This window comes from Tychonema sp. LEGE 06208 (assembly GCF_015207505.1).
Lineage (GTDB): Bacteria > Cyanobacteriota > Cyanobacteriia > Cyanobacteriales > Microcoleaceae > Microcoleus.
This window is the reverse complement of the sequence record NZ_JADEWT010000010.1, coordinates 27,489-42,777: the sequence shown is the minus strand read 5'-3', so window position 1 is coordinate 42,777 and position 15,289 is coordinate 27,489. Positions and strand designations below refer to the sequence as shown.

At 44.1% G+C, this 15,289-nt stretch carries 8 protein-coding genes and 1 pseudogene; 4 read left to right on the top strand and 5 right to left on the bottom strand.

The window, feature by feature from the left end; genetic code table 11:
- Positions 1–47 precede the first annotated feature (47 nt).
- A complete protein-coding gene (locus tag IQ263_RS04605; RefSeq protein ID WP_194066382.1) occupies positions 48–5,465 on the top strand; it encodes a trifunctional serine/threonine-protein kinase/ATP-binding protein/sensor histidine kinase in 5,418 nt (1,805 codons plus the stop codon).
- Positions 5,466–6,039: 574 nt separating this feature from the next.
- Here IQ263_RS04605 and IQ263_RS04600 read toward each other — a convergent pair.
- Together IQ263_RS04600 and IQ263_RS04595 are read right to left on the bottom strand one after the other, a co-directional pair.
- Positions 6,040–8,238, bottom strand: coding sequence for a PAS domain-containing sensor histidine kinase (locus tag IQ263_RS04600; protein ID WP_194066381.1), 2,199 nt, complete (start codon positions 8,236–8,238; stop codon positions 6,040–6,042).
- A gap of 644 nt (positions 8,239–8,882) precedes the next feature.
- Entirely contained in the window at positions 8,883–10,361 is a 1,479-nt protein-coding gene (locus IQ263_RS04595; RefSeq protein ID WP_194066380.1) for a leucyl aminopeptidase, read from the bottom strand.
- A 34-nt stretch (positions 10,362–10,395) separates the two neighbouring features.
- Here IQ263_RS04595 and IQ263_RS04590 point away from each other — a divergent pair, with 34 nt between their 5' ends.
- Both IQ263_RS04590 and IQ263_RS04585 read left to right on the top strand, forming a co-directional pair.
- Positions 10,396–10,554, top strand: coding sequence for a hypothetical protein (locus IQ263_RS04590; protein WP_194066379.1), 159 nt, complete (start codon positions 10,396–10,398; stop codon positions 10,552–10,554).
- 52 nt (positions 10,555–10,606) lie between these two features.
- On the top strand, positions 10,607–12,808 hold the full coding sequence (locus IQ263_RS04585) for a lytic transglycosylase domain-containing protein (RefSeq protein ID WP_194066378.1): 2,202 nt from the start codon (positions 10,607–10,609) through the stop codon (positions 12,806–12,808).
- Between the two features lie 181 nt (positions 12,809–12,989).
- On the opposite strand, the gene IQ263_RS04580 is transcribed toward IQ263_RS04585, so the two are convergent.
- Complete coding sequence (locus IQ263_RS04580; protein WP_194066377.1) at positions 12,990–13,487, bottom strand: pentapeptide repeat-containing protein; 498 nt, start codon at positions 13,485–13,487, stop codon at positions 12,990–12,992.
- Between the two features lie 109 nt (positions 13,488–13,596).
- On the opposite strand from IQ263_RS04580, the gene IQ263_RS04575 reads away from it, so the two are divergent.
- Positions 13,597–13,962 carry a phage holin family protein gene (locus IQ263_RS04575; protein ID WP_194066400.1) on the top strand — a complete coding sequence of 122 codons (366 nt, stop codon included), beginning with the start codon at positions 13,597–13,599 and terminating at the stop codon, positions 13,960–13,962.
- 7 nt (positions 13,963–13,969) lie between these two features.
- Here the strand turns inward: IQ263_RS04575 and IQ263_RS04570 are convergent, their stop codons facing one another.
- Positions 13,970–14,731, bottom strand: a complete 762-nt coding sequence (locus tag IQ263_RS04570) for a cobalamin biosynthesis protein (protein ID WP_194066376.1) — start codon at positions 14,729–14,731, stop codon at positions 13,970–13,972.
- Positions 14,732–14,821: 90 nt separating this feature from the next.
- A pseudogene (gene tnpA / locus IQ263_RS04565) lies at positions 14,822–15,229 on the bottom strand (IS200/IS605 family transposase).
- Positions 15,230–15,289 lie beyond the last annotated feature (60 nt).

Sequence of the window (15,289 nt, the reverse complement as noted above, 5' to 3'; positions counted from 1 at the left end):
TTCGGACTCATGTAAGCGATCGCTCACTCATAAATCCTCAAAAAACTATGACCATTAATAACTCTGATCAAAACAGCAAACCTCACACAACCGTTCAAATTCCCAACTATCAAATTGTCGAGACAGTTTATTCAGGAAGTCGAACCTTAGTATATCGAGCCATCCGTAACCACGATCGATTACCTGTCGTCATCAAGCTGCTAAAAAATGACTATCCTACCTTTAGCGAACTCGTGCAGTTTCGCAATCAATATACCATTGCCAAAAATCTCAACTCACCTCTGATCGTCCAAACTTATAGCCTGGAACCTTACCAAAATGGCTATGCGTTAATCATGGAAGATTTTGGTGGGATTTCCCTTCAGGAATGGGCGATTAAAGGGAAGAACGCACTATCTTTGAGGGAGTTTTTAGTGATAGCGATCGCACTCTGCAACACCTTAGATATATTGTATCGCGATCGCATCATTCATAAAGATATTAAACCCAGCAATATTTTAATTAATCCCGAAACTAACCAAGTCAAATTAATTGACTTTAGTATCGCCTCCTTGCTACCGCGAGAAACGCAAGCTTTGATAAATATCAATATATTAGAAGGGACACTCGCTTATATTTCCCCAGAACAAACAGGCCGAATGAATCGGGGAATTGACTATCGCACTGACTTCTATTCTTTAGGTGTGACCTTCTACGAATTACTCACCGGGAAATTACCTTTTGAATCAAATGACATAATGGAGTTAGTACATTGTCATATTGCCAAACAACCACCACTTTTACCGAACAGGGAAGAAATTCCGCAGGTGATTTCAGATATTGCGATCAAATTGATGTCTAAAAATGCCGAAGATAGATATCAAAGTGCATTGGGATTAAAGTTTGATTTAGAAAAATGTTTAACTCAACTTCAAGCAACTGGTAAGATTGAGAGTTTTGAAATTGCGCGAAGGGATGTATGCGATCGCTTCCTGATTCCAGACCAACTCTATGGACGAGAAACCGCAGTATCAACCCTACTGCAAGCATTTGAAAGAGTCAGCCTTGGTGCAACAGAAATGATGCTAGTAGCAGGTTTTTCGGGAATTGGTAAAACAGCAGTTGTCAACGAAGTTCATAAACCTATTGTTCGCCAACGCGGTTATTTTATCAAAGGGAAATATGACCAATTTCAGCGCAATATTCCCTTCAGTGCTTTTGTACAGGCATTTCGAGATTTAATGGGACAATTGTTAACCGAAAGTGATGCACAAATTCAGCAATGGAGGAACAAAATATTATCAGCAGTTGGAGAAAATGGACAAGTAATTATTGAAGTCATCCCTGAACTAGAAAGAATTATTGGTAAGCAATCACCCACACCAGAATTATCAGGAACATCGGCACAAAATAGATTTAATTTATTGTTCCAAAAGTTTACCCAAGTCTTTACAAGTTTTGAACATCCTTTAGTGATGTTTTTAGATGATTTGCAATGGGCAGATTCAGCATCACTGAAATTGCTACAATTATTAATGACTGAGACAAGTCATCTTTTGTTAATTGGTGCATACCGTGATAACGAAGTTAATCCGGCACATCCATTGATGTTGACTTTGAGTGAGATTCAAAAAAAACAAGCAACGATTAATACGATTACTTTGATGCCACTGAGTCAAGTCAAAGTAAATCAATTAGTTGCTGACACACTTAAATGTTCAGAAAATTTGGCATGGACTCTTTCTCAATTAATTTATCAAAAAACTCAAGGAAATCCGTTTTTTGTAACCCAGTTTCTCAAGGCATTGTATCAAGAGAATCTCATTCAATTTGATTTTGAATTAGGCTCTTGGCAATGTGATATTGCTCAAGTACATCAGCAAGCGGTAACTAATGACATTGTGGTTTTTATGGCATTGCAATTGCGAAAACTACCGTCATCAACTCAAAATATATTGCAGCTAGCTGCTTGTATTGGCAACCAGTTTGATTTAGCAACTTTGGCAATTGTTTCAGAACGATCGGAAATCGAAACGGCTGCGGATTTATGGAAAGCGTTACAAGAAGGGCTAATTTTACCGCTGAGCGATGTTTATAAGTTTTATGTCTGGCAAGAAAGTCAAGCAGTTACTACAGAAAAATCTCAGACTGTTACATACAAATTTTTACACGATCGAGTACAACAAGCTGCTTATTCGCTGATTCCCGACGATCGAAAACAACTGACGCACTTAAAAAGTGGGCAATTGCTTTTAAGTGTAATGAGCGAGACGGAAAAAGAGGAAAAAATCTTTGAGATTGTCAATCAATTAAATAAAGGAGCAGATTTAATTGTCTCAGAAACTGAACGCGAGGAATTAGCAAAGCTAAATCTAGCTGCTGCACAAAGGGCAAAATCTGCAACCGCTTACGTCGCAGCAATTGAATACGCCACTCAAGGCATACAACTTCTCACAGCAAGTTGTTGGCAGCAATGCTATGACATAACCTTGGCTCTGTACGATTTAGCCGCAGAAGTAGCTTGTCTGAGCGGTGACTTTAGGCAAATGGAGCAGATAGTTGATGAGGTAGTACAAAATGCTCGTCAATTACTAGACAAAGTTAAGGTCTATGAAGTGACAATTTTGGCTGACGTGGCCCAGAGCCAACAGCCCAAAGCCATTAAAACTGCTCTTTCTGCTTTGAAATTATTTGGAGTGTTGTTTCCTGAGCAGCCCACTGACGCAGAGATTACTCAAAGTTTGCAACAGACTCAATATCTATTAAAAGGAAAAGATTTAGAAGATTTGTTGGAACTGCCTGAGATGAAAGACGTCCAAGCTCTGGCAGCAATCCGAATTTTGGCGACTGTGACAGCCGCAGTCTATCAAGCGGTTCCAGAATTACTGCCGTTAATCGTGTGCAAGCAGGTTAGGTTATCAGTGGAATATGGTAATGCTGCGGTATCAGCACAGGCTTATGCTTGGTATGGAGTAATTCTGTGCGGTATTGGAGAAATAGATTTAGGCGATCGCGTTGGTCAAATGGCAATGGGACTACTATCACGCTTTGAGAGTAGAGAATTTAAAGCCAGCACGATTAATATGGTTTATCCCTTCGTGAAGCCCTGGAAACATCATATTCAAGATTCACTCGCTCCTTTGCTCGACGGATACCATAGCGGTCTGGAGATGGGTACTTTAGAATATGCTGCCTACTGTGCCTACAATTACTGTTCGCTGTCCTTTTTTCTAGGAAAAGATTTGTCAATCCTAGAACCAGAGATGAAGGTTTACAATCAGGCCTTAGCTCAACTCAAACAGGAAGTCGCTCATAACTATCTTAGAGTCTTTTACCAATCTGTATTAAATTTGCTCGGTCAGAGCAAGTGTCCGTGGGAAATTCAAGGTGTAATCTATGACGAACAAATGATGTTGCCATTGCATCAGAAGGCCAACGATCTTTACGCAATGGGAGCATTGTATATCAATAAATTAATTCTTTGTTACTTGTTTAATGAGTGGGAGCAAGCAATCAAAGTGGCAGTTGATGCCAAACAATATTTGAGTGGAGTATCCGGCTGTTTTAAGGTTCCGGTGTTTCACTTTTACGATTCATTGACCCATCTTGCTATGTTACCCAACGCCCAAGGTAGGGAATGCGATCGCCTCCCCCAGGAAGTTATTGACAACCAGAAGAAGCTCAAAGAATGGGCAAACCATGCACCCACAAACCATTTACACAAATTTTATTTGGTTGAAGCAGAGCAGTATCGGGTGTTGGGGCAGATGTATGAAGCAATGGATTACTACGATCGTGCGATCGCCTCCGCAAAAGAAAACGCATATATCCAAGAAGAAGCACTAGGGAATGAACTTGCCGCCAAATTTTACCTCAATTGGGGGAAAGAAAAAGTCGCCCAAGCATATATCCAAGAAGCATATTACTGCTATGCCCGTTGGGGAGCTAAAGCCAAAGTCGCTGACTTGGAACGACGCTATCGGCAACTTCTCGCCCCCATCCTCCAGCAAACCCGTTCTCCCCTCTCCACTCACGAAACTATCTTCGCCTTGGGGAGTGTCACCTCTACCAGTTCCGCCACGTCCAGCAGTAGCAGTGTCTCTACTGCTCTAGATTTAGCTGCTATTCTCAAAGCTTCCCAAACTATCTCAGGTGAAATCGAACTGGAAAAACTGCTGGCATCGTTACTTTCTATAGTCATCGAAAATGCGGGAGCAGATAAGTGTGTGTTAATGCTCTTGCGAGACTCGCGCCTGCTGATTAAAGGGTCAATTACTATAGGGACGCAGCCAGTTGTGTTGCAACGCCTTCCTGTTGATGATAGCCAGGACATTCCCCTGAAGCTGATTTACAAAGTCAAGCACAATCGGCAGACTGTTGTGCTGCTGGATGCGATCGCCGATCCGACTTTAGCTAATGACTCGTATATTATTCGTCAGCAGCCTAAGAGTATTTTATGCAGCCCGATTTTGCATCAAGGGAAGTTGCTGGGGATTTTATATCTAGAAAATAATTTAGTAACGGGGGCGTTCACGAGCGATCGCGTCGAATTACTCAATCTGTTATGCGCTCAAGCGGCAATTTCTATAGAAAATGCCCGACTTTATCAGCAAGCGCAAACCTATGCCCAACAGCTAGAACAAGCCTTACAAAACTTACAGCAAACCCAATTGCAAATGATTCAAAGCGAAAAGATGTCGGCATTGGGAAACTTAGTTGCTGGCGTTGCTCATGAAATTAATAACCCCGTCGGCTTCCTAACTGGCAATTTGAATGAAGCCAAGCGCACAGTTCAAGATTTAACAGAACATCTAGCTTTGTATCGCACCCAAGCATCTGCTGCTAACATTGCCGACCATGCGGTCGAGATTGATTTAGACTATATCATCGAAGATTTGCCCAAAATGATTGACTCGATGCAATTGGGCTGCGATCGCATCAAAGGTATCAGCACGACGCTCCGCACTTTCTCCCGTGCTGACAAAGACTACAAAGTGCCCTTCAATATCCACTCTGGCATAGACAGCACGATCTTAATTCTCAAATATCGATTGAAAGCCAACGATCGGCGACCCGCAATCGTTGTAGTGAAAGACTACGGGAATATTCCTGCGATCGAATGTTTTCCTGGACAGCTTAACCAGGTGTTTATGAACATTCTGGCCAATGCGATCGATGCTTTAGATGAGTCAAATATTGGGCGGACTTTTACGGAAATCAAAGTCAATCCTAATTGCATTACCATTACCAGTTCAGTCGAACATAATCTAGTTAAAATCACTATTGCTGATAATGGTATGGGGATGACTGAATCGGTCAAATACAAGATATTTGACCACTTATTTACAACCAAAAGCGTGGGGAAAGGCACGGGGTTGGGATTGGCGATCGCACGGCAGATTGTAGTTGAGAAACACTCTGGTATGCTAGAAGTGAACTCAACTTTAGGTCGAGGTACAGAATTTACGATTTCACTTCCATGTTGAGCGGCGCGGTGTTTTTCTACTCCCGGCGAGGGGAATAATATCATTTCCGGTAACACCATCAGGTGATGTTGACTGTTGACTGTTCACTGTTCACTGTCAACCGTCAACCGTCAACCGTCAACTGTCAACAATGAACTCGAATTTACTATTCCGATGCAACCGGAAACGATATAAATGGGTGATTGAGTTGCCGATAGGCGAGTTAAAACAAGCGTAAACTCGGAATTATCAAAGCGGGGTTTTTGATAAATCAGACTTCTGTTAAACTTTTCACGAAATTTAGCAAGTCGCGCGTTTTTTTTTTCAGTTAACTTAAAGCCTGAAACCACCTTAATTTTGAGCTAATTTTCCTATCGTTTCCGGTTGCATCGGAATAATAAAATCGAATCAACAGTTAACACTCAACCATTCAGTTTTTCCACCCGCCCGTCAACAGTCAACAGTCACGTGACGGTGCAACCGGACTTGATATCACTTCCTACTCCAGCAAATTCTCCTTTCTTAATAGTTATACCGCCCGCTTTATAGTCACCGATAACTTCGACCAAAGTCTTGATACTTCCGTCGGACCAATTCACAAAGGAAGTTCGATCGCAAATTCCGTCCCCTCACCCAAAACTGAACTACAGGTCAAGGTTCCGCCGTGTTTTTCAACAACAATTCGGTAGCTGATGGATAACCCTAAACCTGTGCCTTTTCCTAGGGGTTTTGTGGTGAAAAACGGGTCAAACAATTGGCTGCGAACGTCTTCTGTCATGCCTAGCGCATTATCGGCAATTTTGATGCAAATACTATTTTCGTTAAGGGCTTCGGTGCGAATACTAATAGTTGGTGTCCAGTCGCTGTCGCCCGCTCGCCTTTTGTGGTTGCAAGCATCTTCTAGTGCGTCAATACTGTTGCTCGCCAGATTCATAAATACCTGATTTAGCTGACCTGAATAACATTCAATTAATGGTAATTCACCGTAATCTTTAATTATTGTGATTTCGGGATATTCGGATCGGGCTCGCAGTTTGTTATGCAAAATTAGGAGCGTGTTATCTATCCCTTCATGAATGTTGGCCGGCTTCTTTACCGAGTCGTCTAAACGCGAGAAGTTTCGCAAACTCAGAACTATTTCGCGAATCCGATCGGCTCCCATTTTCATTGAAGATAATATTTTTAGTAAATCTTCTCTCAGAAATTCTAAATCGATGTTTTCAATATATTTTTGAACTTCTACCGTTGGCTGAGGATAATGTGTTTGATAAAGTTCCACAAGCTGCAACAAGTCTTTCATGTATTGGGTGGCGTAGGAAATATTGCCGTAGATAAAACTGACTGGGTTGTTGATTTCGTGAGCCACTCCCGCTACCATTTGACCGAGACTTGACATTTTTTCGGTATGAATTAGGTGAGATTGGGTTTCTCGGAGTTCTTTGAGAGCGATTTCTAGCTGCTGGGCTCTGTTGTTGGCGATCGCCTCGGACAGCCGCAAAGCGTCCTCGGCTGCTTTGCGCTCTGTGATGTCAAAAATAGCGCCGTTGAGGGATAACATTTGACCATCTGTGTGGAAAATGGCTTGACCTTTTTCTGCAACCCACCGCACATTTCCGTCGCTGTGAATCAGGCGATATTCGATCGCGTAAGGTTGCTTTGTCTGAATCGCGCGATCGATAAATTGCTCGATCGCCTCCGCATCATCGGGATGAACTATACTAGGAAAAGCCTGCACCGGTTGAATCATAAAGTTAGCTGCGGGGTAGCCAGAAATAGCTTCTATGCCGCTGCTGATAAACGTTAGGCTCGATCGCCCCGCCGCACTGCAACGATAAACTGCGCCGGGAATGTTAGAAACTAAGGATCTAAATTCTTCTTCCCTTTCGCGCAAAGCTGCCTCAATCCGCTTGCGTTCGCTAATGTCGCGAGCAAAGGCGCACTGATATTCTTTACCGTTAAATTCCAAATGGTCGATCGTAATTTCCACCGGAAAAATGCGACCGTACTTAGTAAGGTGGTGAACTTCAATATTAACGGAACCGCACCTTTTTAAGACTTTCCAGTGCAAACTCCAAGCAGTTTCTGGAAAATCGGGATTGATGTCGTGTATAGTGAGGTCGAGCAATTCTTCGGCAGAATATCCCAAGGAAGAGCAAGCCGCGTCGTTGACGTATACAAATTTACCGTCGGCTCCGATCCAGAATACCGCATCTGCCGATCGGTCGATCGCAAATTGAGCCAACTGCCACTTTTCCTCAACCCGGTGGCGATCGGCAATTTCTTTTTCTAACTGTTCGTTAAGCGAATTGACAATGGTTTCGGGATCGGCAAGCGCGATCGATTGTTTGGCAAATTCTCCTGTATGGATATCTGGGTTTTCGTAATTTTCTTCTACTTGTTTGAACAGCATTTTTTGAAGATCTTTTGTTTTATTTAAGGTTAATTGAGTCAGTGCTTTCGGCATCAGAGCCATCGTCGCTGCGGCTAACAATAAAAAAATTACAGCAGTTGCAGCTTTGAGAGTTACAGACAACCAATAAATAGAATGCCAAAGCATCCAAACTTGCATCAATTGAGCAGCGCCGCAGGCAAAAAGACCAACAGCAAACAGCCGTCCAATCTTGCTGCGAGAACCTTGGCGGGTAAAATAGACTAAAGATAGCGCGACAGAGCAATAAGCCAGAGCCGTCAGCGAGTCAAAAACAGCGTACAGTCGCAACTCCCGCAGCGCGTCACAGCCAACGGCGGAAGATACAGGAAGTGTGGAAAAAAAAATTGTTAATTGTTCTTGCATAAAGTTCAAGAAAATTTATCTGTACCAATGCAAATCCGCTCAAATACAATTATTTGATTTCTGGGAGTGAAATATTTAGATAATTATATACTTTTTTGAGTTGGTTTGAAACAACACTTCGGAGAGTTTTTGGACATCCCACCGTATAATCATGGTTTCGGGGGCGCTTGAGGCACAGGATATGCCTGATTGAAAATCAAGGTTTTCATACTGCGAGCTAAAAACTTAGTTGGCTGATGCGCGCTGAATTCAGAAACCGGGTTTCTTCGTCGTATATTTCTCGCTATCAAACGTAAATTGTGTAGAAACCGGGTTTTTCGCCCCTGCGCTTCAACAGCAAACAGAAAACAACAAACAGTAGACAATAGTCCCCGCTCGCGTGCTTTGTAAAGCACCAGAGTTCCCGACAGCACTGGGAGCATCTGGTGTTTTGTAAAAAGCATTTTTTTATTGAGCGTGCGATCGTCCCTGCAGGCGTATTGTACTCGCGAGCAGGGACGATCGCACTATAAATGCAAAACACCAGATGCTCCCGACAGCAATTTCCAGAAAAAATGCTTTTTCCCCAGCCGGAAATGCTCCCAATTAGCGGACTTTTAAGGCAGCGCAAATATCAATTTTTGCGCTCTATAATCCACAATTAATTAAGCGCCTCCAAGCACCCAATGCACCAAAGTCCGAACTCCAAAACCTGTAGCTCCGGGGCCGTTGTAGCCGTTTTCTTTCTCGATCCAAACCGGGCCGGCAATATCTAAATGCGCCCAAGGAGTATCCTTGACAAACTGCTTCAAAAAGAGCGCCGCTGTAATCGAACCACCGGGACGGGGCCCTGTGTTTTTCATGTCAGCGTGCAATGCTTTTAAACCATCAAAATACTTCTCTTCCATCGGCATTCGCCAAAACTTTTCGCCGGCCAATTCTGAGGCGGCGACTATTTCGGCGGCGACGCTATCTTGAGGACTCCACAAACCGGCGATATCTTCGCCCAATGCAATTACGCAAGCCCCTGTCAGAGTTGCTAAATCGACAATTGCATCAAGTCCCAATTTATCAGCAAATACCAAAGCGTCAGCCAGGGTTAAACGCCCTTCTGCGTCGGTATTGTTGACTTCTATTGTTTTGCCGTTGGAAGCTGTGAGGATGTCTCCAGGGCGCATGGCGCGACCGCTAATCATGTTTTCGGTGACGGCGCTGATAAAGTGAACTTCGACATCTGGTTTGATGTGTCCGATCGCCTTTGCCGCTCCCAGGGTAGCCGCAGCGCCGCCCATGTCTACTTTCATCATTTCAATGCCGCTGCCGGCTCCTTTGATGTTCAAACCGCCGGAATCAAAGGTCAATCCTTTGCCGACAATTGCTATTTTACGGCGCGGTGTGCCTGCGGGTTTGTAAGTTAAATGGATAAATTTAGGCGGCAAATCCGATGCTAGGGCAACGCCGAGAAAGGCTCCCATGCCTAGTTTTTCACAGTCTTCCCGCTCTAATATTTCTAATTCTAAACCGCATTCTGCAGCTAGACTTTGAGCGGTTTCGGCCATTGTAATTGGGGTGACATAATTGGCCGGCGCTGCGACTAATTCCCGTGCTAAAATGACTCCGGCAGTGATTTGGCGGGCGCGGGCGATCGCACTTTCGGTACCGGCAAAACCGAGCAACTGAATTTGTTCGACCTGCGGGGTTTTATTGTCTGGTTCCGATTTGAAACGGTTGTCTTGATGCAGGGAGAGTTCTACACCTTCGACGATGGCGCTTGCTGTAGCGTCCGGCGCGTTTTTCCAGAGAGGAAAGCTAATTCCGAGGGTTTTACATTTCTCTTTTTTGGCTAACTTGGCGCAAACGCCTGCAGCTTGCCGCACGGTGTCTAATTTTAAGTCTGGGGCTTTTCCTAAACCGACGATCGCAATTTTGCGAATCGGATTGTTGCCGCCGACTCTGGCGATCGCGCTGGTGCCGGTTTTGCCCTTAAAATCTACTTCCTGAATCAGCTCTTTTAAAGTGCCTGCGAGTTGTTCGTCTAATTGTGCCAAATCGCCCGTGAGTTCCAAAGCGTCCTCAAATAGACCAATTGCTAGGGCATCTCCCGTCCAAGCAGAACGGGGCGTATCGGTGACTAGAAATTCCATGTTTTGATTTACTGTTTAGATTTGAGATTTTTGATTGTACTTTGTTGTGGGCGGTTTGTGGTTTTTCCTTGGTGCGCGTAAATATATCGATCGCACAAATTCCCCGCTCCACATCAAAATAAATTCTGGTACTATATCAGCGTGGAACGGGCTCGATGCCAGCGATGGCATGGAACAGCCAGGATGCCTGTGATGCCTCTTGACAACAGATCGGTTTTCTATTCTTAATTATCTGAAATTTTCCCATGTTAAAGCAACGTAAAACCCAACTTTCTATTTTAATCAGTGTTTCAGTTTGCGTGATGGTGCTCGGCTCTTTGGTGGCTGCAGCAAAATTGATGGGTGTCGGCCCGTTCCAGAAGGCTCAGCAGCCCCTAGATGCAGCGAATTCTGCAGCGTCGTCGGTTAAGATGCTCGTATCGCTCTCACCCCAGGAGCGATCGGCGAAATTAGTTGAACTCGCCACCCTGCAGCCTGCAAGTACCAATCCCCAGCAGGAAGTCTCCCCTCAAAGTCGCGCCCGCTACCTGCTTGCGAGCGATTTAATCCAGCAAGGAGATGCCACCAAAGCATTAGAATTATTGGACAAACTAGAGCAACAATATCCTATTTTAGCCTCTCATATTGCCCAAAAACGCGCCCAAGCTTACGAATTAAGTGGCGACAAAGGCAAAGCACAAAAAGCTTGGCAAGAACTGCTAAAAAATTATCCCAACGACCCAGTAGCAGCGGAAGCTTTATATGTTTTAGGCAAGTCAAAACCGGAATATTGGCAGCAGGCAATTACTGAATTTCCCGCTCATCCGCGCAGCATAGAAATTGCCCTGAAGAAGTTAAAAGAAAATCCCAACCAGCCGCAGTTGATGCTGCTAGTAGCAAAACACGGTCATTATGTCAAAGATTACGGTACATTATTAGAACAATTGGTGCAGCAAAACAGCGCTAGTTTAAAACCAGAAGATTGGGAAGAAATTGCCTTTGGGTATTGGGAAAAACAGGATTACGGCAAAGGAGCAATTGCTTACGGAAAAGCTCCCCGCACCGCCAAAAATCTTTACCGGAAAGCTCGCGGTTTGTGGCTTGACGGCAAAATTCCCGAATCAAAAATTGCCTATCAAGAATTAATTGCGGCCTTTCCCGATTCCGAAGATACTGGTTTGGGTTTAATTCGGCTGTCGCGACTGAATGAGCCCAAGGATGCGATGGTTTTGCTCGATCGCGCGATTAGCAAATTTCCCAATTATGCCCCCGAAGCTTTGCTAGACAAATCCAAACTTCTCGACAAAGCAAGCAGTGCTAAATCCGCCTCAGATACCCGCAAGTTGCTATTGACAAAATACAGCAATTCTGATAAAGCCGGCGAGTTACGTTGGGCGATCGCCCAACAATATGCCAAAGCCGGAGATTTAAAATCAGCTTGGCAGTGGGCGAGGGAACTAACCACCAACAATCCCGACAGCGAACCAGCGCCAGAAGCAGCATTTTGGGTGGGGAAATGGGCGCAGCAACTCGGCCGCAACCAAGATGCAAAAACATCATTTGAATACACGATTTTACGCTATCCCGAATCATATTTTGCATGGCGGTCGGCCGTACTTCTGGGCTGGCCAGTAGGCGACTTCACCACAGTCCGAGATTTGTCTCCCAAGGTAGTGCGGCCGCTTCAGCGCCCGGAACCAAGCGCAGGTTCTCCAGCATTAAAAGAACTCTATCAACTAGGTCAAGATAGAGATGCTTGGACCCTGTGGCAAATAGAATTTACCAACCGCATTGAACCGAGTATTTCCGAACAATTTACCGACGGTTTAATGCGAATTGGAGTAGGAGACAACTTAGACGGTTTGTGGATGATTGGGAGTTTGCGGCAGCGCGAAAAACCAGACGATAGAACCGAATACCTCGCCCTCAGACAGCAGTCGGCCTATTGGCAAGCATTATATCCTTTTCCGTACCTAGAAACCATTGTTAAATGGTCTCAAGAGCGCCAAATAAATTCATTATTAGTGACAGCATTAATCCGGCAAGAATCGCGATTCATGCCTGGTATTAAATCAGTAGTTGGCGCGACAGGTTTAATGCAAGTAATGCCGGAGACAGCAACTTGGGTTTCTGAGAAAATTAATCTCAAAAAATATTCATTGGAGAATATAGACGACAATATTAAACTCGGAACTTGGTATTTGGATCACACTCACGACGAATACAAGAATAACTCGATGTTAGCTGTGGCGAGTTACAATGCCGGGCCGAATGCAGTAGCAGATTGGTTGAAGAGATTTAGCTTTAGCGATCCGGATGCTTTTGCGGAAAAAATTCCGTTTCCTGAAACGAAAGGATACGTAAAATCGGTGTTTGAGAATTACTGGAACTATCTGCGGATTTACAATCCAGAAGTTAATCAGTTAATGAGCGATAATTATGAGGCTTCACAGAAAAAAGCAAAGTAAATTATTCGTGGTGTGGGGGCGGGTTTATCTAAATTGTTGCTAATCGTTATATATTTTGGGTGAACCTGGCCTACAAAATAGGGTTTTTTAGGGGCGAGTTCACCAACCATAATCGCCCCAAACACTCTCAAAAACTATCCCCCACCAACAAACAATCATCAGTAATTGACCGGAGATGGTATCAGCGACATCCCAAGGAATCGCGAGTAGAAATGCCTGTTTGAGAATTAATTCCGCTGGCTTTCGCGCACAATTCTTTAACTTGTGCGCCATCCATAATTGCGTCAGTAAAATCAGCACCGGTGATATCAACTCCATCAAAAGTAGAACGCAACAAAATTGTTTCCACTAAAATGGCATCGCTTAAATCAGCCTTAGTAAATTTAATTTGATCGATCATGGCATTAGTTAAATTTGCGCCGTGTAAATTCGCCTCAGTCATCACCGAAGCGCTCATAATTGCTCCCCGCAAATCGGCATTAGAAAAATTAGTTAAGTCCATATTAGCGTTAGAAAACTCAGCAGCCCGCAGCATTTGACCGGAAAAATCGCGTCTTGTGAGTTCGGCGTTGCTAAAGGACAGCGGCGGGGCGTAATATTTAGATTGAGCCAGGGCTGGCCGCGGGAGGATGAAGATAGTTAGCGCTAAGAGGAATGCTGCTAGTTGCCGGAGTTTCATAAGTCTGATATTCTCACAAGGTGGGTATTTTGTAGTGTATCCCGAACTTTGGTCGATCGACCAAACAGTTACAATCTCAATTAATAGTGATGGAGATGAAAAAAGCGATATGTTAAGTTTTTTCTTAACTTGGATAGTGGCCGCAGTTTCGCTGGTGATTACAGCTAACATTGTACCAGGTATTGCGGTGGTTAGTTTTCCGGCGGCGATGGTGGCTGCTGTGGTGATCGGATTGGTGAATGCGGTTGTCAGGCCGATTATTACACTGCTGACGCTTCCTTTGACTGTGATTACTTTAGGTTTGTTTTTGTTTGTTGTGAATGCAATTTCGCTTTCCTTGGCTTCCTGGTTGGCGGGTATATTCAATATTGGTTTTGCGGTTAATGGTTTTTGGCCTGCTTTGTTTGGTTCGATTGTTTTGTCGTTTGTTTCTGGGTTGATTGGTCGTTTTGTGAATCCGGGCACTTTGGATTAGGAAGATATTATCCCAGATAGTCGATCGGGCAAACAGCAACCGCTACTGTAACAGAGCCTAGTTTTTTTTCCGATCGAAAGATTTTTTTGGGAACTAAGAGGGGATGGAAAACACCCCCAAACGCAGATAAACGCGGATGACTGATGGATATCTGCGTTTCTTGATGTTGGCGGGCGGTTACAATTTGGGCGATCGCACAAAGTGCAGCCGCTTCTGCTACGCTTTTAGTCCCGACCTTTTGCGCTACCACATTGGAAGGATTCGGAACTTCTACAGAATTTAAAATATCAGCAGCAAAGGTTTTTAGCGGCCAGTTTCGCCCAGCACAAAGTTCCAGCAAACCGACTTCACCTGCTTTAGTATCAACAGTAGCAATACCTGCGATCGCACTTTCGGCCAAATGAGCGCCCCGACAGACATTTTGAATCGCAGTTTCGATTAATTCCCGTGGCGTTCCGCCTTCGCAACCTATCCCTACCCACAACACTCGCGGGTGCAACTGAACCTTTGGTAAAGTAGATTCCGGTGCAAATCTTCTCTGGGTAAAACTAATCCAAATTCGCCCTTTGATAGTTGACAGATTTTCCCCTTCCCAATACAATGAATGATTGTCTGGCAAACTGTTTTGCCACAAAGTAGAACCAACTTCTTGAATTACTTCTACAGTTTCTCCTCTCTTCATAGTTGCCGCTATTCCCGCCCAGTCGCCTTCCCCCCGATTCCAAGCGCTGGGAAAGTCTAACATATCTAACGTAAATTCATCATTCATAAGAATTAATACGGGATGCGGGAAACTCAGTGACTTTAGTCCTGAGAGGTAAGCGACACGGGGGACTTCAGTCCCCGTGTTCTTTCCCTCTTAATTGGCCGAATGATGCGGAGCTTCTATGTATTTCTTCACAACTTCACTACTAATATTACCTGCGGTAGTAACAAAATAGCTGCTCGTTCACAAGGATGGCAGCTTTTTTAGTTCTGGAAATTCAGCCCTTAAATGATGGCTAGAACGCCCTTTGAATGCCTTAACGACTAGCGCAGGAGTATCCATCGGATTGACCGCGACAAATAAATGTACGTGATCTGAGGCCACTTCTAAAGCCAGAATATCCCAACCTTTCTCGGTCGAAAGCGCTAAAAATAACTCTCGCAGTCTAGTTGCTATACTACCTACCAGAACTTTCTTGCGACGTTTGGGAATGAAAACAAAATGGTAGTTAAGCAATAATTTAACGTGGTTGTGGGTTTTGTACTCCGGGAGTGGCAACATAAAGTTTTGTTGTTATGACTTGACCTCTCCACTATATTTATCTAAACTAAATAAATCAAC

Bases quoted from the DNA above. Each gene is read 5' to 3' on its own strand.
- IQ263_RS04605 (WP_194066382.1), top strand. From the start codon at position 48: ATGACCATTAATAACTCTGATCAAAACAGCAAACCTCACACAACCGTT.
- IQ263_RS04600 (WP_194066381.1), bottom strand. From the start codon at position 8,238: ATGCAAGAACAATTAACAATTTTTTTTTCCACACTTCCTGTATCTTCC.
- IQ263_RS04595 (WP_194066380.1), bottom strand. From the start codon at position 10,361: ATGGAATTTCTAGTCACCGATACGCCCCGTTCTGCTTGGACGGGAGAT.
- IQ263_RS04585 (WP_194066378.1), top strand. From the start codon at position 10,607: ATGTTAAAGCAACGTAAAACCCAACTTTCTATTTTAATCAGTGTTTCA.
- IQ263_RS04580 (WP_194066377.1), bottom strand. From the start codon at position 13,487: ATGAAACTCCGGCAACTAGCAGCATTCCTCTTAGCGCTAACTATCTTC.
- IQ263_RS04575 (WP_194066400.1), top strand. From the start codon at position 13,597: ATGTTAAGTTTTTTCTTAACTTGGATAGTGGCCGCAGTTTCGCTGGTG.
- IQ263_RS04570 (WP_194066376.1), bottom strand. From the start codon at position 14,731: ATGAATGATGAATTTACGTTAGATATGTTAGACTTTCCCAGCGCTTGG.